The 24,355-nt window shown below is 40.2% G+C and carries 23 protein-coding genes and 1 pseudogene; 12 read left to right on the top strand and 12 right to left on the bottom strand.

Translation table 11 applies throughout. The features are described from left to right. The first annotated feature begins 129 nt into the window (after positions 1-129). Positions 130-1,530, top strand: coding sequence for a TldD/PmbA family protein (locus tag PL9214_RS16215; RefSeq protein WP_072719796.1), 1,401 nt, complete (start codon positions 130-132; stop codon positions 1,528-1,530). Between the two features lie 49 nt (positions 1,531-1,579). Here PL9214_RS16215 and PL9214_RS16210 read toward each other — a convergent pair whose 3' ends face one another. Further along, on the bottom strand, positions 1,580-1,816 hold the full coding sequence (locus PL9214_RS16210) for a hypothetical protein (protein WP_072719795.1): 237 nt from the start codon (positions 1,814-1,816) through the stop codon (positions 1,580-1,582). Positions 1,817-2,168: 352 nt separating this feature from the next. Continuing rightward, the gene (gene patX, locus PL9214_RS16205; protein WP_139295072.1) at positions 2,169-2,375 is read right to left on the bottom strand and encodes a heterocyst-inhibiting protein PatX; all 207 of its coding nucleotides are present in this window, start codon (positions 2,373-2,375) and stop codon (positions 2,169-2,171) included. Between the two features lie 244 nt (positions 2,376-2,619). Between patX and PL9214_RS16200 the strand changes: the two genes are divergently transcribed. Next, a complete protein-coding gene (locus PL9214_RS16200; protein ID WP_072719793.1) occupies positions 2,620-2,901 on the top strand; it encodes a DUF3288 family protein in 282 nt (93 codons plus the stop codon). Positions 2,902-3,111: 210 nt separating this feature from the next. Further along, positions 3,112-3,336 carry a ferredoxin-thioredoxin reductase variable chain gene (locus PL9214_RS16195; protein WP_072719792.1) on the top strand — a complete coding sequence of 75 codons (225 nt, stop codon included), beginning with the start codon at positions 3,112-3,114 and terminating at the stop codon, positions 3,334-3,336. A gap of 59 nt (positions 3,337-3,395) precedes the next feature. Here the strand turns inward: PL9214_RS16195 and PL9214_RS16190 are convergent, their stop codons facing one another. From PL9214_RS16190 to PL9214_RS16175, 4 genes are all read right to left on the bottom strand, one after another. Beyond that, on the bottom strand, positions 3,396-3,620 hold the full coding sequence (locus tag PL9214_RS16190; RefSeq protein ID WP_072719791.1) for a hypothetical protein: 225 nt from the start codon (positions 3,618-3,620) through the stop codon (positions 3,396-3,398). Positions 3,621-3,668: 48 nt separating this feature from the next. Further along, positions 3,669-4,463 (bottom strand): YdcF family protein, encoded by a 795-nt coding sequence (locus tag PL9214_RS16185; RefSeq protein ID WP_072719790.1) that lies wholly within the window; start codon positions 4,461-4,463, stop codon positions 3,669-3,671. A gap of 32 nt (positions 4,464-4,495) precedes the next feature. Continuing rightward, positions 4,496-4,819 (bottom strand): hypothetical protein, encoded by a 324-nt coding sequence (locus PL9214_RS16180; protein WP_072719789.1) that lies wholly within the window; start codon positions 4,817-4,819, stop codon positions 4,496-4,498. Between the two features lie 94 nt (positions 4,820-4,913). Continuing rightward, positions 4,914-5,825, bottom strand: a complete 912-nt coding sequence (locus tag PL9214_RS16175; RefSeq protein ID WP_083580067.1) for a hypothetical protein — start codon at positions 5,823-5,825, stop codon at positions 4,914-4,916. A gap of 444 nt (positions 5,826-6,269) precedes the next feature. Here PL9214_RS16175 and PL9214_RS16170 point away from each other — a divergent pair, with 444 nt between their 5' ends. After that, positions 6,270-8,225, top strand: coding sequence for an AAA-like domain-containing protein (locus PL9214_RS16170; RefSeq protein WP_072719788.1), 1,956 nt, complete (start codon positions 6,270-6,272; stop codon positions 8,223-8,225). Between the two features lie 17 nt (positions 8,226-8,242). Continuing rightward, a complete protein-coding gene (locus tag PL9214_RS16165; protein WP_072719787.1) occupies positions 8,243-9,535 on the top strand; it encodes an AAA-like domain-containing protein in 1,293 nt (430 codons plus the stop codon). Between the two features lie 341 nt (positions 9,536-9,876). Here PL9214_RS16165 and PL9214_RS16160 read toward each other — a convergent pair whose 3' ends face one another. The 3 genes from PL9214_RS16160 to PL9214_RS16150 all read right to left on the bottom strand — a co-directional run bounded on the left by PL9214_RS16160 (position 9,877) and on the right by PL9214_RS16150 (position 12,152). Further along, complete coding sequence (locus PL9214_RS16160; RefSeq protein WP_139295071.1) at positions 9,877-10,503, bottom strand: hypothetical protein; 627 nt, start codon at positions 10,501-10,503, stop codon at positions 9,877-9,879. Between the two features lie 106 nt (positions 10,504-10,609). After that, positions 10,610-10,924, bottom strand: a complete 315-nt coding sequence (locus tag PL9214_RS16155) for a hypothetical protein (RefSeq protein WP_072719785.1) — start codon at positions 10,922-10,924, stop codon at positions 10,610-10,612. 94 nt (positions 10,925-11,018) lie between these two features. After that, positions 11,019-12,152, bottom strand: a complete 1,134-nt coding sequence (locus PL9214_RS16150; RefSeq protein ID WP_072719784.1) for a peptidylprolyl isomerase — start codon at positions 12,150-12,152, stop codon at positions 11,019-11,021. Positions 12,153-12,713: 561 nt separating this feature from the next. Here PL9214_RS16150 and efp point away from each other — a divergent pair. Further along, positions 12,714-13,271 (top strand): elongation factor P, encoded by a 558-nt coding sequence (gene efp / locus PL9214_RS16145; RefSeq protein WP_072719783.1) that lies wholly within the window; start codon positions 12,714-12,716, stop codon positions 13,269-13,271. A gap of 146 nt (positions 13,272-13,417) precedes the next feature. Beyond that, positions 13,418-13,948 (top strand): acetyl-CoA carboxylase biotin carboxyl carrier protein, encoded by a 531-nt coding sequence (accB, locus tag PL9214_RS16140; protein WP_072719782.1) that lies wholly within the window; start codon positions 13,418-13,420, stop codon positions 13,946-13,948. Positions 13,949-13,958: 10 nt separating this feature from the next. Here the strand turns inward: accB and PL9214_RS16135 are convergent, their stop codons facing one another. Beyond that, positions 13,959-14,585 carry a GerMN domain-containing protein gene (locus PL9214_RS16135; protein ID WP_072719781.1) on the bottom strand — a complete coding sequence of 209 codons (627 nt, stop codon included), beginning with the start codon at positions 14,583-14,585 and terminating at the stop codon, positions 13,959-13,961. Positions 14,586-14,669: 84 nt separating this feature from the next. Here PL9214_RS16135 and PL9214_RS16130 point away from each other — a divergent pair, with 84 nt between their 5' ends. Next, positions 14,670-15,242, top strand: a complete 573-nt coding sequence (locus tag PL9214_RS16130; RefSeq protein ID WP_437126713.1) for a transposase — start codon at positions 14,670-14,672, stop codon at positions 15,240-15,242. 471 nt (positions 15,243-15,713) lie between these two features. On the opposite strand, the gene PL9214_RS16125 is transcribed toward PL9214_RS16130, so the two are convergent. Further along, complete coding sequence (locus tag PL9214_RS16125; protein ID WP_072719780.1) at positions 15,714-17,051, bottom strand: serine/threonine-protein kinase; 1,338 nt, start codon at positions 17,049-17,051, stop codon at positions 15,714-15,716. A gap of 204 nt (positions 17,052-17,255) precedes the next feature. Then, positions 17,256-18,449 carry a class I SAM-dependent methyltransferase gene (locus tag PL9214_RS16120; RefSeq protein ID WP_072719779.1) on the bottom strand — a complete coding sequence of 398 codons (1,194 nt, stop codon included), beginning with the start codon at positions 18,447-18,449 and terminating at the stop codon, positions 17,256-17,258. 362 nt (positions 18,450-18,811) lie between these two features. Between PL9214_RS16120 and PL9214_RS16115 the strand changes: the two genes are divergently transcribed. From PL9214_RS16115 to PL9214_RS16100, 4 genes and pseudogenes are all read left to right on the top strand, one after another. Continuing rightward, entirely contained in the window at positions 18,812-21,553 is a 2,742-nt protein-coding gene (locus PL9214_RS16115) for a phycobilisome rod-core linker polypeptide (protein ID WP_072719778.1), read from the top strand. Between the two features lie 244 nt (positions 21,554-21,797). After that, on the top strand, positions 21,798-22,331 hold the full coding sequence (locus PL9214_RS16110; protein ID WP_072719777.1) for an EF-hand domain-containing protein: 534 nt from the start codon (positions 21,798-21,800) through the stop codon (positions 22,329-22,331). 180 nt (positions 22,332-22,511) lie between these two features. Further along, positions 22,512-23,722: pseudogene (locus tag PL9214_RS16105) on the top strand (IS5 family transposase). A gap of 3 nt (positions 23,723-23,725) precedes the next feature. Continuing rightward, positions 23,726-24,298, top strand: a complete 573-nt coding sequence (locus PL9214_RS16100) for an acyltransferase domain-containing protein (protein ID WP_083580052.1) — start codon at positions 23,726-23,728, stop codon at positions 24,296-24,298. The last annotated feature ends 57 nt before the right edge of the window (positions 24,299-24,355 follow it).

Below are 24,355 nucleotides of genomic sequence, written 5' to 3'. Positions count from 1 at the left end.
CATTCACTCCTAAATTCTGGCTCCTGACTCCTACACTGATAACTGATAACTGATAACTGTCAACTGTCAACCGTCAACAATCCAAGATGATGCAAAATAGGGAAATTATAGTCAACATTGCTGACCATTATGCCCAGTTTGCTTGCTGATGTGAAGAATCTGTTAGCCGATTTAATGGCTCGTTACCAATCCCAAGTGGATTATTTAGCAATTCGTTTGGAGGAAGCGGAAGAAACAGATATTTTGTTGCGAGGAGATCGGATTGAAACTTTAAGCGAAGGGCTTTCTATTGGGGGTCAAGTCCGCGCTTGTTATCGAGGGGGATGGGGTTTTTCTAGTTTTAATCGGCTCTCAACCCTCGAAGAACGCATCGGTGAAGCGATCGCAGCCGCAAAACTCATCGGCGACGAAGAAACTCTGCTTGCTCCGATTCCTATTATTCAAGATAGCTGTACCTTACCGTTAACGGGAACCGATCCGCGTCAAGTTCCCCTCGCCCAAAAAAAGGAACTCTGCGATCGCTATGGTCACATTCTTCGTAGTGTTGATCCGCGTATTGCCACCATATCTGTACGCTACAATGACAGCACCCAACGGTTAATTCTGATTACCTCCGAAGGCACTTTCTTAGAACAATCTTGGGTGGATATGGAAATGCGCTTTGCAGCCACCGCTAGAAATGGGGACACTGTACAAACGGGACGAGAAACCACAGGTTCCCGAAAAGCCTATGAAGATTTAACGAATTTGGATGAGCAAGTTCGCAGTGCGGCGCAACGGGCCGTTAATTCCTTAGCGCTTCCCCCCGTTAAAGGGAATGTTTATACCGTTGTTATTGACCCGATTTTGTCCGGTTTATTTGTTCATGAAGCCTTTGGTCATTTGTCTGAAGCGGATATGACCTATGAAAATCCTGACTTATTGGAAGTTATGACTCTGGGGCGTCAATTTGGCCCCAAAAACCTACAAATTTTTGATGGTGCTGCTCCTCCTGACCATCGGGGAAGCTATAAATACGATGATGAAGGAACTCCAGCGACCACCACACAACTGATTCAAGATGGCGCGTTAGTTGGTCGCCTTCATTCCCGTGAAACCGCAGGCAAATTAGGGGAAGTTCCAACCGGAAATGCCCGATGTTTAAATTATCACTTTCCCCCCTTAGTGCGGATGACCAACACCTGGATTGAACAGGGGGATACGTCTGTTGAAGATTTATTCAGTGATGTTAAAGAAGGGGTTTATGCTCGTAACTGGTTAGGGGGAATGACCAATGGCGAAATGTTTACATTCAGTGCCGGAGAAGCGTGGATGATTCGGAATGGTAAACTCGCAGAACCTGTTCGAGATGTGACGTTATCGGGAAATGTCTTTACAACATTGACAGATATTGAAGCCATTGGCAATGACTTCTACTGGGATGAATCGGGGGGTTGTGGAAAAGGGGGACAAAACGGTTTACCTGTTGGCTGTGGTGGCCCTAGTTTACGCATTCGTAATGTGGTTGTTGGAGGAGAAGCAATAGAATGACAAAACAGAATCGAGCCTTGAAATCTAAGTCATTCGTTTAAATCTGTGATTAACTGTCTCGTCGCCCATCACCCCGTAATGGTGCTTTATCACTGGGATCTTCATCATTATTGTTGTGCTGGGCAACTTTTATATCATAATTCTTGAGATACACTAGCGTATTGCTAGATGGGCAAGACTGAATTTGTTTTACATCAAGCTGTTGAATTGTTTGAGGTTGGAGGTTAAAACTTGGAGGTAAACCCACAACGGTACTCATCATTAAGGCGACAATGAAGTTAGACATTTTCGGATTAGGTATTTAGGTGGCTATTTTTCAATACCAAGGTTTGACTTCTTCATCCGGATCGTTGATAAAATCTCATCATGATCCTCTGATCAAACAATTGATCAAATCCCGTGTATTTAGGCTTTAGACTTGCACAAGTTTTAAGGAATAAACGGGTTAGGAACCGGATAAAAATATCAAATATTATCAACGTCAGGTCAGGTGAAGAGAATCGAGAATCGATGAAAAATAAAGCTAAAGCTTATAAAATTCAGAGTCAAAAAATGGAGTGAGTTTCCAACACCAAGAAGTCTATCAGGATTAGTCGGTAGCTTCTTAACTCACTCCTGTGGGGTTTTAATCAGAATCATTAACGTCCACTGCCTCGGTGAGGAACCGCTTGTGGCTCAACTTCTGGATTCGTTTGTGTGACAAGAACGGCTGTTACTTCGCTAGTTGGAGATAAAGCAACATTAATAGGAGTAGGATTGTGACGATTCATACCAGCCAATAACAAAGTAGAAAGTAAAATAGTGCTGTAGATTCGCATAATAGTTGTCCGTCTTAGAGTGTCCATTCTCTAATACGAGTTGACTGAAATTAATCCGGTAAAAACCGTCAACTTTTCCACAATTATTTTTCAGTCCAGTGATAGGACAATCGATTTAAACTTGATGTAGCAGAGAAGATAGGCACAACTCATCAAGGCATCAAGATCTGAAGTGATAACAAGTGACTGAGGGTCTGGGTTAATGTCTAAGGATGGTGTTATAATTAAAAGGATTAATCGGGTGATCAAAATCAGGTTGGCACTCTCAATTATGACCACACAAGAACAAAAACATCCTCAATACAATACAGACCGAAAGATTGTTAGTAGTTTTTTAGAGCAAGAAGCAACCGATTATAATCTTGCTGAATTAGCACGTCTAAAAATTCGCTATCGAGGTTTTCCCGGTGCACGAGATATTCAAGATGATTTAGAAAAAATTTTACAAATCTGGGGATATACTGACGAAAGTTTATTTGAAAAGACTCGTCAAATTCACGCTACGGGTCAAATTTATCGAGGGAAAAAGAGCGATCAAGAAGATTGGATTTGAGTGGGTATTCTGTTTTCTTCATTGTCCCAATGGCAGTTTCCGGGTAAAGGTTGATCTTGGGAAAAAACGATCCTCTCAAATTTCCCCTGTGTTATTGTAGGTTTTGTGACAATTTTGTGTAAATATAGAAAAGCTGTCTGATCAAAGTACCTGTAATAGTTACAGGTGCTCGTACCAGAGAGTTAGAGAGGAAATACTAGGTTAGAATATATGAAGGTTGGCGATCGCGTTACGGTTAAAGCATCTGTTATCGTGTATGTCCATCCCGAACATCGAAATCAAAAGTTTGATGTGCAGGGATTGGAAGGAAATATTGTATCTGTTATTACTGATTGGCATGGAAGACCCATTAGCCCTAATTTGCCTATTGTTGTCGATTTTGGCAATAAATTTAAAGCTCACTTCCGAGAAGATGAGTTAGAATTGATACAATAGTTGAAAAATACAAAAAACAGGAGATAGGAGGATTGGGGATGAGTTGTTTCTCCGATCTCCTATTTTCCTCCTAAAAACCAGCCGAAAATATTAATATCGCCTCGCATTTTTTCCAGTTCTTGACGGTGACGGGCAGCGGTTTGATAATACCAATGACAATATTGCTCAAATTCTTCCCGATATTCAACTTCTTGATGAAACTCACGGGTCAGTTGATGAGCTTTGAGAACTTCCGCCGCTGGTGGACTGGGTTGTTGAACAATCTGTTCCCATTCAAATGGCATGAGTACACAATCCTAAATTAAGGATACTGTTACCTTAGCATAATTTTTTCACAACCAACCCCGCCAGCGATAAACCCCTAAGCCAATATATTCTTTTAACGCTTGAGTGGTTTGATGCAGAGAGAGGGTATCGGGTATCCAACTGAGTAGAATTCCTTGCCAAGTTCTTTGAGCTTCATTAATTTCTGAAGGAATCATTAAAAAATCTGTTGGTGCTGGAATAACATTGATTCCTTGACGCTTAAAAATTAAGAGGGATCGCGGTGTATGTAAGGCAGAGGTCACTAATAAAACCGGATCTTTAATATTTTTTTCATCTAAAATTTTTCGGACATTGACTGCATTTTCATAGGTATTTAATGAAGTCGGATCTTGTAAAATAGCAGAGGGAGGGACACCCATAACTTCAGCAATTTTTGCCATATCTTGAGATTCAGGATCGCCCCCTCCTTGCCAATTAATTCTTCCCCCACTTAAGATTAACCAAGGGGCTTTTTTCTGACGATATAATAAGGCTCCATATAAAATGCGATCACCTGCTTCTCCAACATCAACCCAAGGACGAGGGGATAAAGCGGGTTTTGTTCCTCCTCCTAAAACAATGATCGCCGCCGCATTGGGAAGTTCACCTTGAGGAACATTTTGAGATTCCAATGATCGAACTAATCCTTGAGCAACACTTCGACTACTTCCTAAGAGTAAAATGACTAAAGCACAACCAATAACTGGCCCTGTCCATCGGGGATATTTCCATAAAGTAAAGAGTGCTAAAAACATTAATAAGCAACTCAATCCTAATGGATAAATAAATAAGGGTAAAAGTTTAGATAAAAAGAGAAACATAGGATAAAATTAATATAAATAACGAATAAGGTTTAATCTTTATTGCGTTTAAACATCCACCCTAAAAGGGTTGTAGCTTGGGTAGGACGGGCAGTGGATTTAGCTTGAGGGGGTAAGAGTTTAGATTTAACCAAAATGTCCGAAAGATTATCGGTAATCACTTCAATTTCAAAGGGTTCTGACTGTTCTGGTTTTTGATCAATTTGCCACCATTTTACTAAACATCCTACAGACCATCCTGATAGAATCCCTAGCCCTAAACTGGTAAATAATGAGTCCCCCAGCACAATAAAGCAGAGGGTAAAAAATAAGCCTGTACTAAATCCTGCACGAAATGCTAAGGATGATTTTAACATAATCTTTTTTTTGAATTAAGGATATTTTATTGGGAAGTCAGAACCCCTACTCTTTTAATTTTAACACGTTTAAATGAATTGAGGATTCAAAAGTTTATCGTTTTTGACTTGAGATTGAAGATCGGGAAGAATTGTAAGCGGAAATCAAATAAGCGTTCCCCAGTTTATGTTCAGGATGTTGTTTTGCAGACTCTACATTTTGATAGAGATTATGAATGATTTGATTTCCTTCTATAGTCAACGATAAATAATACAAACCCGTTTGGATATATTGAGCAACAACGTTATTAAAAAATTTCGGATAAGCTTCTCGGATATGATCGGGATGAGCATACCCAAGCTGTTGATTTGTTCCCGTTTCTTCAAATTCTTGAAATAAATTCGGCATTTTTTTAAGATACTTTTGATCAGCTAACTGACCAATTAAATCCGCAGCCCGAATTAAACCCGGATAATCCGTTGTATCTCGATGTTCTTCATCATTGGGAACAGGAAAACGAGTTAACTCAATATAATTTTGAAGGGTGGTAATATTAATCAGGGGGTTCTGCTCAAAATATTCTTGAACAAACTGCTTTCCCCGATCAATATGATAAGGAGTGAGGCTGGCATCTGTTGCTTCAGGTGGAAGTTGAATTAAGCCTCCATTTTGTCCTGCTACATAAATTCTATCTGGGATTTTGTCTGAGGCACAAATGCCTTTAATATAGCCAATATCATGACATAGTAAAGCAATGATGCTATGAAGCCACTCGCTAGGGGAAACGTTTCCTTCACTAAGATATTTTCCCTGTAAAATTGCTTGTCCGGCTAAGGTTACTAAAATTGTATGTTCTACGTCGTGGTAAGGTGCGTCACTGTGTAAAATTTGATGCAAAGCAAAGTCAGCAACTTTAGCAATTAAGGACGCATAATTCAGGTGTTGGCGACCATAAACTTGATAGTAACCTGTGTATAAAGAATGAATGCAGTCTTGAATCATAAAAACTTGGGTCTGGTAGCACATAAGGAGGGTTTGGGTTAAGGAGGTAGGGGGGTTCTTCATACAATTGTGATGGAGGATGGATTACTTATAGTTTGATTCAATTTGAACCCAATGAAAACCAGAAAAGCCCATGAGTTTTGCCAAATTTTTACCAACCTGTAAAATCCTTTTGAGGCTAAGTTATATTTTATCTTGGTTTTTCTCCTCAAAACCCCATAAAACCTCAGAAATATTCAGGAGGAGATAACTTAGATTGGGTCATATCACAATTGTCTATCAACTTTCAGTGATTTCACTCACACTGGCAATACAAAAAATACTTATAATAAAAATTTACCAGTTCCTAGAGGGTATCATGGTGACGGATAAGAAAACTTTTTTCACAAATCTTAATTAAGATTGTAGCATCATCAGTTTAATCAAAGTGGTTTTGGCTGAATAAACCAAAGGGATTATCACGAGACTATGGATGCTAAAGTAGCACTAGAATGGGTTGACCAATTAGTTTTTGAGCATCAAGGGAAGCATCTCAATGATTTAGAGCGAGAAGTTTTTCTAGGTTCTTGGGATGGAAAAAGTTACCTGGAAATCTACCCCTTGAATCCAACTTATATTGAAAAATATGTAGGTTATAAACTTTGGCAAAAAATTTCTCAAGCGTTGGGAGATAAAGTTACTAAAAAAACGATTAGAGGTGCTGTAGAACGATATCAGCAAAAAGAAAATATTATTCAATCCAGTCAAATTTCTGGGGAACTGCTGCAACTTTCAACCCCAGTTTATCGAGTGTTTGTGAGTCATGGTTATGCTGAGTTAAATCTGCGTTTAGCACAACAATTAGAAGCGGTTTTAACTCAAGTTGGAAATTCTGTATTTTTAGCGGCTTGGGAAGTGATTCGATCTCCTCTCAATCAACAGGACAGTGATTTTCTCGCTCAAATTGACAAAGAATTAAAACAGTGTGATGCTTTTATTTTATTGTTATCTCCTCAATCTAGTCATAGTGAAATGGTAATTGAAGAATTGCGTCAAGTTCGAGAATTACAAGATACTCATCCCCATCGTTTACCAAAACTTATTCCGATTTGGGTGAATTGTCCAGCGAATTTACCCTTAAATCATGATCTAAGAAGTTATTTATGGGGAACAATGCAATATACCTGGAGTGGTCAACAAGATACGGTTTTACTCCTACAAAAAATTCTCAGTGTTTTCCAGGAGTTAATTCACGAATCTCCTCCCCAATATTCACCGCTAGATTGGGATAAATCTGAACTCGAAAATCAGCCTAATCTAGTCATCCAATCTCATAAATCTCCCTCTATTTCTTCTCTTTCCATTAAACCTTTTTATTCTTCAGTAATTCCCTCTCCCTTCCCCGTCGCAGAACCTGAACTACCCAGTGGACAAGTCCGTTTAGAATCAGCTTTTTATATTAAACGGGTTCCCCATGAAGATCAATGTTATCAAGAAATTAGCCATCCCGGTGCATTAATTCGTTTAAAAGCACCCCGTCAGATGGGAAAAACTTCACTCATGGCGCGAATTTTAGAACAAGGACGAGAACAAGGTTATCGTGCAGTTCCTTTAAGTTTTCAACACGCCGATAAAACCATTTTTACGAACTTAAATCATCTCTTACAATGGCTCTGTTCTAAGGTAACTCGTAAATTAAAGTTAGCTTATCATATTCCTGATTATTGGAGTAATACTTTTGGAAGTAAAGATAATTGTACTGCCTATTTTGAAGATTATTTATTATCCCAAAGCGATCAACCTTTAGTGTTAGGATTAGATGAAGTGGATCGGGTGTTTCAATATCCCAATATTGCTGATGATTTCTTTAGTTTACTCCGTGCTTGGTATGAAGAAGCTAACTATGGAGGGGGAGATAGTGAACTGTGGGAAAAATTGCGATTAGTGATTGTTCATTCGACAGAAGTTTATATTCCTTTAGATATTAATCAATCGCCGTTTAACGTGGGTTTACCCATTGAATTAACTGAATTTACGGCGACTCAAGTTGAAGAATTAGCACAGCGACATGGATTAAATTGGGGAGGCGTGGAAGTTGAAACTTTGATGAGACTGGTTGGCGGACATCCTTATTTAGTTCGGGTCGCACTTTATCATCTGGTTCAATATTCAATGAGTTTAGATCAATTTGCAGAAATTGCACCAACGGAAGGAGGAATTTATAGCGACCACCTCCGCCGACATTTGTGGAATTTACAACAACATCCTCAATTAGCCGAAGCCTTTTATCAAGTGGTTTGTTCTTCTCAACCTGTAGAGTTAGAATCAATTTTAGCGTTTAAATTACATAGTTTAGGTTTAGTCCATCTCCAAGGAAATGAAGTTACTCCTCGGTTTCAACTTTATCAAAACTATTTTGGTCGTCGTTTAAAACTTAAACCCTAATTACTGACCCCCATTCTATGGATTTAACTTTTTCTCCAACCTATCATTATAAAGTCGGTGGACATCTTTCTCTGGATACCCCCAGTTATGTAACTCGACAAGCAGATCGAGAACTTTATGAAGCATTAAAAGCTGGAGAATTTTGTTATGTTTTAAATGCTAGACAAATGGGAAAGACCAGTTTACGAGTGAGAACGTTACATCAACTCCAAAATGAAGAGTTTGCTTGTGCGGCTGTTGATTTAACTAAAATTGGTTCTCAGGATATTACGCCCGATCAATGGTATGCTGGAATTATGCGACGTTTAGTTACCAGTTTTCGACTTCCTATTCATTTAAAAGCTTGGTTACAGGAACGAGAATTTTTACCTCCTATTCAACGGTTAAGTGAATTAATAGAACAAGTTTTATTAGATTGTATTCAACAACCGATTGTTATTTTTATTGATGAAGTTGATAGTATTTTGAGCCTCAACTTTTCGACCGATGATTTTTTTGCTTTTATTAGAACCTGTGACGAATATCCATTATTAACCTTTGCATTATTAGGAGTGGCTTCTCCCCATGATTTAATGCAGAATAAAAGCAACAATCCTTTTAATATTGGTCGCGCCATTGAACTGATGATCTTAGAAAGCTTCTGTTCCTATCATAAAACTGCCAGAGGACAACGAGTTGCAGCCGCCTTAATGGCAGCGACACGTTCGGTGAGTCAAAGTAGTTTAGAACTCGATGAAATCCTCAAGCGAGTTATGGCGGCCGCTAAGGATTTAATGATGGCTGATCGGAGTACATTATGGTTATTAGATCGGCAAAATCATGAACTTTGGACTAAAATTATTTTTAACGATGGTTCAGAACAAGAAATTAGAATTAAAGTGGGTCAAGGGTATGCCGGAAAAGTAGCAGAAATTGGAGTGACTTTAAATATTCCTTTTGATTTATATGATTATCCTGACTCAGGAATGGCTAAAAAAACTGATACAAAAACAGGATATCGTACCTGTAGTTTATTATGTATGCCAGTTTGGAACCCCGATGGCGAGTTAATTGGTGTTACTCAATTAGTGAATAAAAAGCAACTTGTTGAAGAGGATGATCAAGTTTTAAGTTATAATAGCCAAGTTCCAGAAGCATTTCGAGTCAGTTTTGATGGTAATGATCAGAAATATATGCAAATTTTTAATAATCAAGTTGGGGTAATTTTACAAAATGCTGAACTTTTAGCGGCTGTTAAATTTCAAGAACAAAGTTTACGCGAAAAATTTAATACGGGAAAAATTGAAGTAGATCAATTAGAGGATTTTTGAGAAAAATAGGACGATTTTTTGCTGGGGGTAGATTTGTAAGGCCTCTCCCCTTAACTTCTTCTCTTACAAGCAGGGTGAAAAGGCTTTTACCTATTAAACATCCCAGCCATTTAAAAATACTAATGACTCGTCTTCCGCTTGTGAGGAAAAAAACTCTAGCAATCCGCGCCTTCGAGACGGAGGTTGTAATAATTTAAAACTCATATGAAACAGCCAAAAGTATTATCCCTGTTCCCTGTTCCCTTTTGAACCCAAATTTTGGATACAACTCAAATAGGATTACTATAGGGAGTTAGGTCTTAACATTGATCAGGCAAAGCAGTTGCTATAAATCTATGTTTTCATTTTTGTTCAAAAAACACAGTTAATCCTAATGATAATGTAATCACAATTCCCATAACCCAAGTGATGGGAATTGAAAAAGAGGGTTCCTCATCTAAGGATGAATTTAAGGCTTGATATTGAAGGGCATCTTGAAAACCGGGAAGTTGTATTGTCTTTTCTGAGTTGACAATTTTTTCTTTAGACCCTTGTTTCTTAGACCCCGATGTTGATGTCGTTGTTGATGGCAATGAGGAAGCATCCTGATTTTCTTGATCAATATTTTCTTGATCAATATTTTCTTGATCAATCACAGATTTTTCAATCTGTTGATCAGAGGATACATCAGGTGCAGGTTCATTGAATTCTAATTTAGGTGTCACACCTTCTAAGTTACAGTATCCATCAATATCTTGTTGCCCACCATCTATAGCACTTTTATCATGCCATGTAAAACAATCAAGATGTTTACCGTATTGCTTCCGTTGGAATGAAGAGTTGATTTGTTCGGCGTTAGAATTAGAATTGGCAGTGGTTTCCGACGTTGATGAAATATTCAATGAATAAGCTGGATTCAGACTCGAAACACCCACTACTACTGCCACTCCACAGAAGTTAAAAACAAGTGATACAATTTTACTGGCCATAGGTTCAGATGTACTAACGACGCTGACTCTTTAGATGAGATGTTTGACTATCGAGTTGATCATTAACACTTATATCAGATTATGGAGTTTTAGTCAGTTAGTGTTGTTACCATTCTCGCTCTAAGCGGGGAGGTAAACGCAGTTTAGGAAACCGATAAAAGGTATTTCCTTCATCATCGATTTCAGGAAATGCAGCAAAAACTTGTACTTGATGATCTAAATATTTTTGGGCAACTTCGGCACTCACTCCGGCTAAAGCAGAGAGTTGAATTAGGGAAACTCGACCTGCTTGGGCAGCAATTAATCGATAAAATGCGGAATCTAATTGGCGCTGTTGTTCTCGATTATTTCCGACATTCACAATTAATAAAGTGACTAATACACCCAATCCAGCAATAGAAATTAATTCAATAATAGCCATAGTTAACACAATAGAAAATAGGAATAAAATCAATATTAACAGTTAACAGCTAATTTTTGAAAATCAACTGTCAACTGTTAAGGATTGACCTTAATTAAGCAGGTTCAACGAGATTTTCTCCCCCTTGAATCACTTTTGCAGATTCAATCACATCCCCTTTACGGAGTTGTTCTAACACGTCTTTTCCTTCAGTCACATATCCAAAGACAGCATAACGACCGTCTAATAAATTGAGTCCGGCAGGTGTTAATTCCGGCTCAAAAAGAAAGAAGAAAATTTGAGAAGATCCTCCATCTAAAATGGCTTCTGGACGGGCTAATGCAACGGTTCCAAAAGCAGAAAAGGGTAAAACTGGATGCTCTTGATAACGACCAGATTCTTCAAAGGTAATATTATAGATCGGTTCTGTTTCTCCCTGAACCAAAATTTCTAAAGGAATCCCTCGATATTGTCCCGTTTTGGGATCAATAAAACCGTCTTCTTCTCCATCAGGATCTCCCACCTGTAACGCATAGGATTCTTCTGAACGGATGAATTTTAAGTTATTATAAAATCCCCGTTGAACTAAATCCACAAAATTCCCAGCCGTAATTGGAGCACTATAACCATCAACGACAACGGTTAAGTTGCCTTTATTGGTTTGAATTGCAACGGTAGCCCGACCTTTGAGTTGAGGTAAATTAGAATATTCTGCGGGAACTTCAAAGGGAAATTCCTGTACCATTAATTCTTCTAATTTGCCAACACTATCTAACATTTTTCCCCGGGTTGCTAACACCATTGTCGCATCTTTAACTTCAACAGCAGAGCGTAGGGTATCAATGTCTTGTTTTAATTGGTCAACTAAAGCTTGAGCTTGGGGTTGGCGTTCCTCTGGAATATTAGCCAAGAGTTCCGCCTCCCGGGTCGATAAAACTCTGGAAGCAAGGGTAATATCTCCATTGATATTATTCCAACGCTTTCCTCGCAGTTGAGACGAAATAGATTCTAAACTCGATTGCAGTTTTCTGACCGCTTCGTTATCAATGGGCAGAGCATAGCGTAATAGTGCCGAACCATCGGTGATCGCATTTCCTTGAGGTAAAATACTTTCTCGTTTTGGTGGACTCCCTCCCTCCCACCAAGCCGCACTCAGACCTAGGGATAGGGTAAACAGCAGTACAGCCACCAAACTCGTTCTCAACCAATGTTTATAGGTGTTTTTCATGGAATTGGGCAAATGCAACATAAATCTTAACGTTTGTTCTCTTTACTGATCTTGCCATTATTCCGTCACCAGTCATCCTAAAAAAATTAATCCCCTGTTCCCCGTTCAAGGGTAAAATAAGATGCCGATTATTCTGCCCAGGTATTAGCTTGCGTCAGCACCCCGCTCTAAAGAGACGGGTCTTCGTGCCTCCCCTTTAGGTAGCTGACCAGCCTAAGCCTTAACTGGCTACGTTATCTGAGTCAAGATACCCACAAATGCGTCGCTAGTTTGTGGCTCTATCGTCAATCATTAAACAGTTTTACGAGGGGTAAGACAGTGTGGTTGGCCTAACAAGCTCAGATAACATTGGCGAAGCGAACATTACCCCAGTAATGGGAGGCTCTTTTGAGCAAACTGTTGTGCCTAGAGAGTTGCAATACTTGAGACGGTAACTGTCCCGTTGAAAGTACATCACAAAAGTACACCGAGTAAAGCAACTCCCAGGTGGCAACAATATTTCACGGGGAATTTATTCCCCTGAGTCGTTTTTCCTCTGCGCCCTAAAGAGACGCAGTTTCCAAACGTCCCACAATTTTTCTTATGATTTCCAGTAACGACTTTCGCACAGGTGTCACGATTGTATTAGATGGGTCAGTCTGGCGTGTAGTAGAATTTCTTCACGTTAAGCCCGGAAAAGGTTCTGCTTTTGTGCGGACAAAACTCAAAAACGCACAAAACGGGAATGTGGTAGAGCGCACTTTTAGGGCGGGAGAGACGGTTCCTCAAGCGACCCTGGAAAAAAGCGAAATGCAACATACTTATAAAGACGCGGAAGAATACGTCTTTATGGATATGGAAACCTATGAAGAAGCCCGTTTAAAGGCAAGTGAAATTGGCGATCGCGTGAAATATCTTAAAGATGGAATGACCGTTAACGTTGTTCGCTGGGGAGAGCAGGTTCTGGAAGTTGAACTCCCCAACTCTGTCACCTTAGAAGTCATTGAAACCGATCCCGGAGTCAAAGGAGACACAGCAACAGGGGGTACAAAACCCGCTATTGTGGAAACAGGCGCTCAAGTGATGGTTCCCTTATTTATTGCTAAAGGAGAACGGATTCGGATTGATACCCGGACTGACAGCTATCAAGGTCGAGAATAAAGACTCACCGAACCATGATTTGATATTTTAAGCGTGCCAAACTTAGATAAAAACACAAGGCATTTAGAATGTTGGGTTATTGCTCGTATAGCCACCCAACAGACTAAATCAAGATAGATTGCAAATTTAGGGGAGACATACCAACTGTGCAACTAGATTTGAACCAGCTTCGTGAACTGCTGGCTGATCTCGATAAAACCAACATTTCAGAGCTAACGCTCAAAAGCGCAGATTTTGAACTGACTGTTCGCAAAGAAATTTCGCTCAGTTCTGGGACTCTGCCTTCCGTTGAGACGCTGTTAACGGATGCAGGAGTTAGTTCACAGTTGGTTTCGTCTCCGGTGGTTCCCACTGTTATTGATTCCGTTGGGAAAACTTCCCCTGCATCCAGCCCAACTGTATCACCGCCTCCCCCACCGACTTCGACTGAATCTAAGTGGGTTGAAATTACGTCCCCAATGGTGGGAACGTTCTATCGTTCTCCCGCCCCCGATGAACCGCCTTTTGTGGAAACGGGCGATCGGATTTCGACGGGTCAGACCGTTTGTATTATTGAAGCTATGAAGTTGATGAACGAAATAGAAGCGGAATTTTCTGGCCAAGTCATGGAAATTTTGATTCAGAATGGTTCCCCGGTGGAATATGGCCAGCCGTTAATGCGAGTTAAACCGGATTAAAAACGGGCTATTAGGGAACAGGTAAAAATTCTTTCTCGAAAATGGGGCGAGTGATGGGTTGAGGAATTTCTAACCCTTCTCCGCCTAAAACCGTTAACGGTTTACCGCCAACGGAAAGCCAAACTTTGCTATTGGGGTTAAGGGTTGTCGCGGTATACACCACTTGTCCTAGTCGTCCGGTCATTGATGTACTCCCCCCACCTTGGGTGAATTCTGGGGATAAATCTATATAAACATCATCATTGTTAGTGGTTAACTGCTGAATTGTTGTTCCTTTGGGAATTTCACTCAATTGATTGGCATCGGGAGAACTCGTTAATAATTGATCAAAAGCGACGGTTAAAAATGCCGTGGGATCATTTTGGGCTTGAATTTGTACAGGTTGAGCAACAATTGTCTGTTTACCGTTTGTATCCTTCACCCAATAAATGGCAAGGGTTTTTTCAACGGTTTGTGATGGAGAAGGAGAAATTAGAGGACTGGGTGAGGTTGTATCCGGGGAAGAAATAACGGGTTCTTGGGGAGAACGAGACGTTGATGTCCACCAGGTTAACCCTGCACCCACAGCAATTAAAACAGTGGCAATTCCAGCCACAATTCTAATCGGGATAATACGATTGTTTTGGGGATCTTCCATCGATTTTGAATTGTAGATTTAATTTGAGTCGGGTATCTTTATCCCGATTTTCTAATGATAGACTGAATCACTCCCAAATTGAAAATGCCCTATTCCTATCATATTACCTCCCGTTGTAATAATCGTGAGTTTCGCTTGACTCGTTTAGAATGTCGTCAAGTTTTCTTATACATTCTCAAAAAAGCAATTATTAAATATGATTTTAAGCTTTATTCTTTATGTATAATGTCTAATCATATTCACTATTTAATTGAACCTCAAAAAACAGAAGATGTACCGAAAATCATGCACTATCTTAACTGGTATAGTGCTATGTGTTTTAATCGAATGTTAAAACGTACGGGACATTTTTGGGAAAAAAGATACCATAGTACAAGTTTTCCTAGTAGTGATCAAAGAAGGGCTTTAAATACTCTTAGATATATCCATGCTAACCCCCAATCGGCGGGAATGCAAAAGGGCTTTTTCTATGATTTTAGTAATTATGGTGTTTATGAAAGATTAAGTGATGATGGTATTACTACTTGGCATCCTGCTTTTTTGGCTTTGGGAGAAAACTTAGAAGAGTGTGCGGAAAAATATCGTAATTTCTGTTATAAATACAAGCCCCCAGAAAAGCAGTCTAAAGGCTTTCATTGGGGGAGTAAATTAACCTAAGTTAACTAGAATTAAGAAAGCTTCTCCTCAGAATAAAAAACCTCATCAACCCGATGAGGAAGCTAAAAGATTTTATGAAATTTGGCGAGAAAATCATCCTGAAATTGTGGAAGTTTCGGAAAAGTTTATTTTTGCTAATTGTTATAACAAAAAATCGGTAGCCGAATTTTTAAATAATTATATTCATTATTGACAATGCTGGAAACCTGGTTTTTTTTAGCCCGGTTTCCTTATAGGAGTAGTGTGTCAAAAATCATGTTTTGACGCTGATTTCTGTAGTTATTTATACATTGTTTGATTTAATTCTAAGGAGAAATTATATTTCGTCCCTTAATCAACAGTATCCCCTCATATCATGACAGGTAATGAAAAGCGGAAAACCTTATAACTTCGTACTCACTACCAAACACGACCACCCAAGACCCACCCACCCCCCAACCCCACGGGAGATGACCCGGAAGTGCATTTTTATTAAAGGTCAAAAGTTCGTAATTTAACCACTCTCCTCCTTTTACTCCAGCCTATTTCCGTCCCAAGTTCCTCAAAGGTATTCCAATCCGGGTGTCCATCTAATTTACCACCTAATTTTAACCAGATTTGTTTCTGCACAGAAAAACCAAATCTGCCCTCAGAATATTTTAACCACAATTGGTCAATAATGCGTAATTCTTCTGGAGAGAAATTGCGACAATCATCTAGCCTTAAGCAACCTTCTTCTTCTCTCCCCATAATTTGCAACATCACTCTCCCAGTTTCCTGATCGGCTTCTTTCCATTTTTCTGTTGATAAAAGTTGGTCTAGTTTGGTAAAATTAGCTTTAGAAGTTTGTAACTTAATATTAGGTTTTGGAGCAGGTTGGAATTGAGGTGCAACAACGAAACTGGGTTGTCCAATAGCAGTTAAAACTTCCTGAGCAGACTGAAAGCGATCGCTAGGTTTATCCGCTAACATTTTATCCAAAACACTAGCCAAATTTTGACTAATAGATAGGCGATTTTTGCTTAACCATTCCTTCCAAATCCAACCTAAATTATAGTGGTCAAAAATCTCATCAACCAAGGTTCCATTTCTTTCTTGAGGAAAGACACCCGTTAATAATCTAATAGCAGTAATTGCCAAGCTATACATATCACTAGAAGCATTCGTTACTCCTCTCAATTGTTCCGGTGGCGCATAGCCGGGAGTGCCTGTCACAGTTCCCATACGGGTCATAATAGTCGCGCTAACTTGTCTGGAAACACCAAAATCTATTAACACTAAATCGCTAATTTGTCCATAGATAGTAGGATCTAATTTATTTTTTCTACGAATAATATTTTCTGGTTTAATGTCACGATGGATAATAGACTTATTATGAATAAAATCCAAAATAGGTAACATTTCCACTAAAAAAGACTTGAGCTTCGTTTCGTTAAATCTTCCCTGTTGTTTTAATTCTTTGAGTAAATCTTGACCTTCAATATATTCTTGAATTAAATACAACTTACCATCCTGTTCAAAGAAAGCCAATAAATCAGGAATTTGGGGATGTTTACCTAGTTTTTCTAATAGCTCTGCTTCCTGTTCAAATAGTTGAATACATTTTTGCAATGCACCGCTATTTTGTGATAAAGGTAAAAATTGCTTAATCACACAAGAGCTATTTCTTCTATTTTGATCAACACCAATAAAAGTCCGCCCAAAACCGCCTTCTCCAAGATAACTATGGGCGCGATAACGTTCAGTTAATAATAACTTTTGTCCGCATTTCTGACAAAAATTAGTAAGTTGAGCATTTTGGTGAAGGCAATCAGGGTTAAAACATTTCATAATGATTGATAAAAATAATGAATTGATATTATACTATTTTGCAAGATGTTTTTATACCGTTCAAATGGAAGTTGATTCAAGCTCTATTCCAAAATTTAATGAGGTTATTAAATCCGTAGAGTTAAATAGTTATAGTAAATAAAACCATGCTCTGCTCCTGATCAATTTCACTTCTAATCGATGAGCAGAGCATCATCCTACGGTTTAACTTAACAAAATTAATTGTCGAGCCTGGAGCGATCGCACCCCATCTAAATCCAGTTGGCTTTGAGTTAAAAGTTCCCCAACAGTTCGAGGAGAGTCTGTGTTTTCATCACAAGCGTTTAGAAATTGAAATTCAGCATCGGATAAACTGATAATTTGATAATTATAGTCAAACAAATTTTGACTCGGCCACCCATTCATACAAGGACTGCGCTCAGGAATTGCTGCTAATAACGCTTGATCATTTGACCAAGTATTCCGAGGTAAAGGTGAACGTCCGAGGAAAAATTCATAATGACTAATTTCAGGATCAAGAAGTTCAATTAAACGATATCGTTGGCGATCGCTTAAATCCTTTGACCGTTCACGTAACTCCGGTGAATTACCAATTAATCGCTCTAAATTCCAATAATTAGGATTAGAAAAACCAATAAACTCTAAACCTGACGCATCAATTAACTCAAATAAACTATTAATATTGTAGTCAATTTCCTGGGGATGAACATACATATCAGCAAAACATTCATCTCGTTGATTTTCTAATCCCCAGCGTTGAGATTCATATTTAACTAACCGATTATTTTCCGGGAGAGCTTCAAAAATTTGACGACCAATTTTAACTCCATCTTTATAATCGCCTTGTTTATTTCCTTGTAACAATGCGATCGCGTTCTGCATCAATTGAATTTCCCAGCGTCCCAATTCAGCATAAACAAAAATGTGCATTAACCCCCCCGGTGCTAACTTTAATGCTAGGGTTTGAATGCCCCGAATCGGATCAGGTAAATGGTGCAAAACGCCAACACAGTTAATAAAATCAAACTGTCCCTCTAACTGGGTTGCATCATAAAGACTTAAACGGCGAAATTCAGGTGAGGGTGTTCCGGGGGTAGAAATTCCAGACCGACGACAGCGTTCTTGCGCCGTTTGAATGGCCCCTTCACTCAAATCAATTCCCAGTACCGACGCTTCTGGGTTGAGTTGAATTAAATACTCCGTACTCGAACCTGTCCCACAGCCTGCATCTAAAATGCGAATATCAAGATGTTTGGGTTTTTGACCCGTGCAAAAACTATAAGCTGCTGGCCAAGACCATCGCCAGTTGTACCCTGGCGGGGGTTCATCTAACAGGGGGTCAGGAGGAAAGGGATAGGTATCATAAAGCCGTTTAACCGCAGAACTAACTTCTTCCATCGTTTTAACTCAATTAAGCATTAAGATTGATTCATGTTGACCGTTGGCTGTTGGGTGCTGCGGTTGACGGTTGACCGACAACCCACAACCGACCTCTGAGAGCGTAACAAAACTTATTCTTTTTTCTCAGATAACTTCACCCAAGTCTATACAATAATTGTCGGTACGCTTTTTTATAAATGTCTGGTAATCAGCCAAAATCATTTTAATCTGAAAGATTAAACTGGCAACAACTCAAGCACGATGATCGGGTGGAAGGCATTCTTATATTTAGCCAAAACTAATCCGTTTATTGTTTGAGAACAGTACCATACTTCAGGTTCCATGCTGTAACGATTCAGATAGGGAGCGACAGAGATCGAATGAGTGTAAAGGCAAGTGGTGGAAGCTCAGTTGCGCGTCCGCAACTCTATCAAACCGTACCCGTTGCAACCATTTCCCAAGCGGAGCAACAAGATCGCTTTTTGGGTAAAAGCGAATTAAGTGAACTGGCAACCTATTTCAGTTCTGGCGCAAAGCGTTTAGAAATTGCTCAAATTCTGACGCAAAACGCCGAATTGATTGTCTCCCGTGCCGCGAACCGGATTTTCACGGGCGGTTCACCTCTAGCATTCTTGGAGAAACCGACGGAAACTCCCACTATGGTCATGGCCACAGTTGGGGGAGGTGAAGTCAACCTCACCGAAGGCATGAAACTGGGAACTATTTCCTATGTGGATAACAAAGGTGGCGGTCTGTTCGAGGGTTTAAGATCAATTTTTGTAGATGCAGGAGCAGGGCCAGCCGTCTTTTTACCCCCTGGGTTCCGGCCGATTAACGTTTCTCGTTATGGCCCTGGGAACATGACCAAATCCCTGCGAGATTTAAGCTGGTTCTTGCGTTATACAACCTACGCAATTGTTGCCGGAGATCCGAATCTGATCGCCGTTAACGTGCGGGGACTGCGGGAAATTATTGAAAATGCCTGTTCTAGTGCGGCAACTTTAGTTGCCCTCCAAGAAATGCGTCGGGCAGCGTTAGGCTATTTGAAAGGCGATAAAGATGCCCAAGAAATCGCCCTGCAATACTTCAATGTGTTAATCACAGAATTTGAAGCGTCAGCACCGGCTAACAAAGTACGGCAACGTCCTAGCAGTGACCAACAAGGGTTAGCGCTGCCTCAAATTTACTTCAACGCCGCCGAGCGACGTCAGAAGTTTGTGATGAAACCCGGACTGTCTTCGACGGAAAAACAAGATGTGGTGAAAGCCGCCTATCGCCAAGTGTTTGAACGGGATATTACCCGCGCCTACAGTTTGGGGATTTCCGACTTAGAATCCAAAGTAAAAAACAGCGAAATCTCGACTAAAGAGTTTATCCGCCGTTTAGGTAAATCTCCGTTATACCGGAAACAGTTCTATCAACCCTTTGTCAATAGTCGGGTGGTGGAACTGGCAGCCCGTCACTTCCTAGGTCGGGGTTTAAGTTCTCCTGAAGAATTTAGCAAATATTTCTCGGTTGTGTCCAAAGGTGGCTTAGGCCCCTTAGTGGATGCAATGGTGGATTCTCAAGAATATTCGGATTATTTCGGGGAAGAAACCGTTCCCTATTTGCGGGGTTTGGGTCAAGAAGCCCAAGAATGTCGCAACTGGGGGCCACAAATTGACCTGTTTAACTACAGTGCACCCTTCCGCAAAGTGCCCCAGTTTGTAACGCTGTTCGCAGATTACAAACAACCTCTGCGGGATCAGCACGTTTATGGAACCGGGAATGATCCTCTGGAAATCCAGTTCGGTGCAATTTTCCCGAAAGAAACCCGGAATCCCAGTAACCGTCCAGCCCCCTTTGGCAAAGATACCCGTCGGATTCTGATTCGCAATGGGGCAGGTATTGATAACCAGTTAAGCAACCCAGCCGCACGGGGTAACAATCCCGGTTCTCTGGGGCCAAAAGTGTTCAAACTGGATCAACTGCCCGGTGGTTATATTAGCAGTCGGTTCAAACGCAGTGGTAGCAGCAAAGGAACCAGTGTTAATTATTCTGAAACCTCTACCCAAGCGGTGATTCAGGCAGCCTATCGGCAGGTGTTTGGTCGGGAACTCTATGCGGGTCAACGCCAAACTGTTGCTGAAATTAAACTCGAAAACGGCGATATTACCGTTCGGGAGTTTATTCGCATCCTGGCTAAGTCTGATGTCTTCCGCAAGATGTATTGGACATCGCTGTATGTGTGTAAAGCGATTGAATACATCCATCGTCGTCTGTTAGGTCGTCCCACCTACGGTCGTCAGGAAATGAACGCCTACTTCGATCTTTGCTCCAAAAAAGGCTTCTATGCTTTGGTGGATGCAATTCTCGATAGTCAGGAATACAACGAAGCCTTTGGGGAAGATACGGTTCCTTATGAACGGTATTTGACTCCGGGTGGTGTGTCCTTGCGGACAGGTCGTGTTGCGGCATTTGCTGAGAAAAAACCGGTGGGGACAGAAGTTATTACGCCTCGGTTTATCGAACTAGGTACTCCTGAAATTAAGGGTGAGATTGAATTAGACAATCGCATCGCTCAAGGCGTCAGCAAGCGTCGTCAACAAAGCAAAGTGTTCAAGCTGACGACAACGACGGATAAAGTGGCTCTGAAGACTTTAATTCAAGCGGTTTATCGTCAAATCTTTGAACGCAATATTGATCCCTATGTGACCAAAAATGAGTTTACTGCTCTGGAAAGTAAACTGGGGAACAATGAAATTAACCTCAAAGAGTTCGTTGAGGCGTTGGGAAGCACTTCTCTGTATATCAAAGAGTTCTATACCCCCTACCCCAATACGAAGGTGATTGAGTTGGGAACCAAGCACTTCTTAGGTCGTGCACCTCTCAACCAAGCAGAAATCCGGGTGTATAACCAAATCCTGGCTGCTAACGGGTTGAAAGGATTTATTAACGCCATGGTGAACAGTGTGGAATATGCTCAACTGTTCGGGGAAGATACAGTTCCCTATCGTCGTTATCCGACCTTACCTGCGGCTAACTTCCCGAATACCGAACGCTTGTATAACCAATTAACCAAGCAAAACGATGAGTTAGTGGTTCCTAGTTTTGAACCTGTGGCGGCCGCTGACCGCAGCTAACGAAAACGAGTTTTCAGGCTATTCGTGAAAATTTGATCAATTTGATCCCTCTGTATTATTACGGAGGGATTTTTATTGCTGGAAACAGCTTGAAAATTCAAAAGAATCGTTTTTTTAATCAATTCTTAACCAAACACAACATTAATAAATGTAACAAATTTGACTATTTTTCTGAAAACATGAAAAAATGGTTTCAGCCAATATAGTCTAGCTAATCTTTTCCCTCGATATAAGGACACAAATTATGGCTTTAACCGAATTGCAAGAACGTAAGTTTAAAGTGGCTTTTGATTCTCAGGACGTTGATGGTACTGGGGTATTAACTCAAGCAGACTTTGAGCGATTGATTGAAAATTTAACCACTATCAATAACAAGTCAAACGACCTAGCCAAGAAACTCTACACAGAAATTTGGAATGACTTAACATCAAAAGCTGATATTGATGGCAATGGGGGAGTAACCCTTGATGAATGGTACAGCTACATTGAAGAGTTGATCAAGGATTCGGCTCGGTTCGATAAGTATGTCCTCAGTACCGCAGTGACAGTGCTGAAATCTTTAGATGCTACAGGAAACAACAGACTCGGTTTGGACGAGTACAAAAAGCTGGCTGCGGCGTTGAACGTCAGTGAAAGTGACGCTGAAGCTGCATTTAACAAGCTTGACACATCCGGTAATGGGGAAGTCGATATCACCGAATTACAAGCAGCTGTCCGAGAGTTCTATTTGACCGAAGACGAGAATGCTCCTGGTAACTGGCTGTTTGGCCAATTCTAAAGGGTGACTCGGTAACTCAGAGAACGGCTGCAATGGCTCTATTTTTGAGCTTGTGCTACCTAGGGCTTGCTGAAAAAAGGCGAAAAGCCAGAACAGAGGGGAGGAGAAGACAAGAAAAAATGAATCAGGTGCAAGGGAGGGGTGTAAAATAGCCCAAAAACCTTGCAGGAGTCGGGGAAAATGTACCGTAAAGACGAACAACCAAGGACACCAGCAGAAGATTTCAAACTGCCGTTTGAGGGAAAGCTGTCGGAAGAGAATCGCTGGGTCATCATGGCAAAAGTGATACCCTGGGAAGAATTTGAAGCAGAATATGAAGAATTATTCTCATCTGTGATGGGAGCACCAGCCAAAAGATTTAGAATGGCATTGGGAGCCTTAATCATTAAAGAAAAATTAGGGATAAGTGACAGATCCAACGGACTTAAAAATTTTAAATCAAGCCAGAGAACAAACGGAAAAAATCATTGATAGTTTGTATAAAAGCCGTCAGGATAAATCAGAGAAGAAACCTAGAACTTATAGAAAGAAAGCCAGAAAAGACTACCTAGAAATAGCCAAACAACGCCGACCTTCCCGACAAAAAAGACGAAAGGCAGTTAAAAAACAACTGCAATATATTAAACGAAACTTAGGACATATAGACCAACTTATCGCCAATAGAGCAACGCTGGATAGCTTAAATAACAAGCAATATAAGAGTTTATTAGTAATATCAGAAGTTTACCGTCAACAGCAATGGATGTTTGATAATAACAAACAGAGTATTTCCGATAGAATCGTCAGTTTGAGCCAACCTCATATTCGTCCGATTGTGCGAGGAAAAGCCGGAACTTCAGTAGAATTTGGTGCCAAATTGTCGGCGAGTTGTCTGGATGAATATGTATTTCTTGACCGAATTAGTTGGGATAATTTTAACGAATCCTGTGATTTAAAAGCACAAATAGAGGCTTTTAAAGAATATACGGGGTATTATCCTGAGTCAGTCCATGTAGATAAAATTTACCGAACTAGAGACAACCGAGCTTGGTGTAAAGAAAGAGGAATTAGAATCAGTGGCCCTCCGTTAGGGAGACCCCCAGTAAATCTGAGTGAAGCTACTAAGAAGCAGGCGTTAGACGATGAAAAGATTCGGAATTCAATTGAGGGCAAATTTGGGCAAGGGAAAAGAAGATTTAGCCTCAATCGGATTATGAATAAACTAGCTCATACTTCCGAAACGGCAATTGCTATTACTTTTTTAGTCATGAATCTCTCTGCCATTCTTAGGCAGATTTTGGTGTCAATTTTTTTAGTCAATTACTTTTTTCGAGTCATTGATTATCATAACTTATCGGTTAACTTCTTTCCTCAAAAAAAAACTGATTTACCCTTCTAACTTCATTCGCTAGTTCATCATTCGTTTCCTTTTCTGTTACTTTTTCAGCAAGCCCGAATTAATAACTCCCTACAATTCACAAGTTAATATTGCTGCGATTAATGGCCCGGAAAGTGTTGTCATTTCTGGTCTTAGTGAAGCCATCCAAGAAATTTGTAGCCGATTAACTGAGATGGGAATTAAAACCAAACCTCTGCAAGTTTCCCATGCTTTCCACTCGCCTTTGATGGAACCGATGTTAGCAGAGTTTGAACTGGCAGCTAAAGAGGTTACTTACAATCAGCCGGGGATACCGCTAATTTCTAATGTTACAGGACAGTTAGCAACACAAGAAATAGCAACTCCTGAATATTGGGTGAACCATATCCGACAACCTGTCCGTTTCAGTGATGGGATGCAAACTCTTGATCAGCAAGGATATAAACTATTTTTAGAAATTGGAGCCAAGCCAATTTTGTTAGGAATGGGTCGGCAATGTTTGCCAGAAAAGCAGGGAATTTGGTTGCCAAGTTTACGTCCGCCTCAAGAAGATTGGCAACAAATTATCTCTATCCCTCTTCTGTCACTCTCCGGTTTTTCCTATGATTAGTAATTTCCAAAGCCACGTTATAGTCAACAGTCTGGGATGTGGCGATCGCATTTTGAC

It is taken from the genome of Planktothrix tepida PCC 9214, from assembly GCF_900009145.1.
Lineage (GTDB): Bacteria > Cyanobacteriota > Cyanobacteriia > Cyanobacteriales > Microcoleaceae > Planktothrix > Planktothrix tepida.
This window is presented reverse-complemented; position numbering and strand designations above follow the sequence as displayed.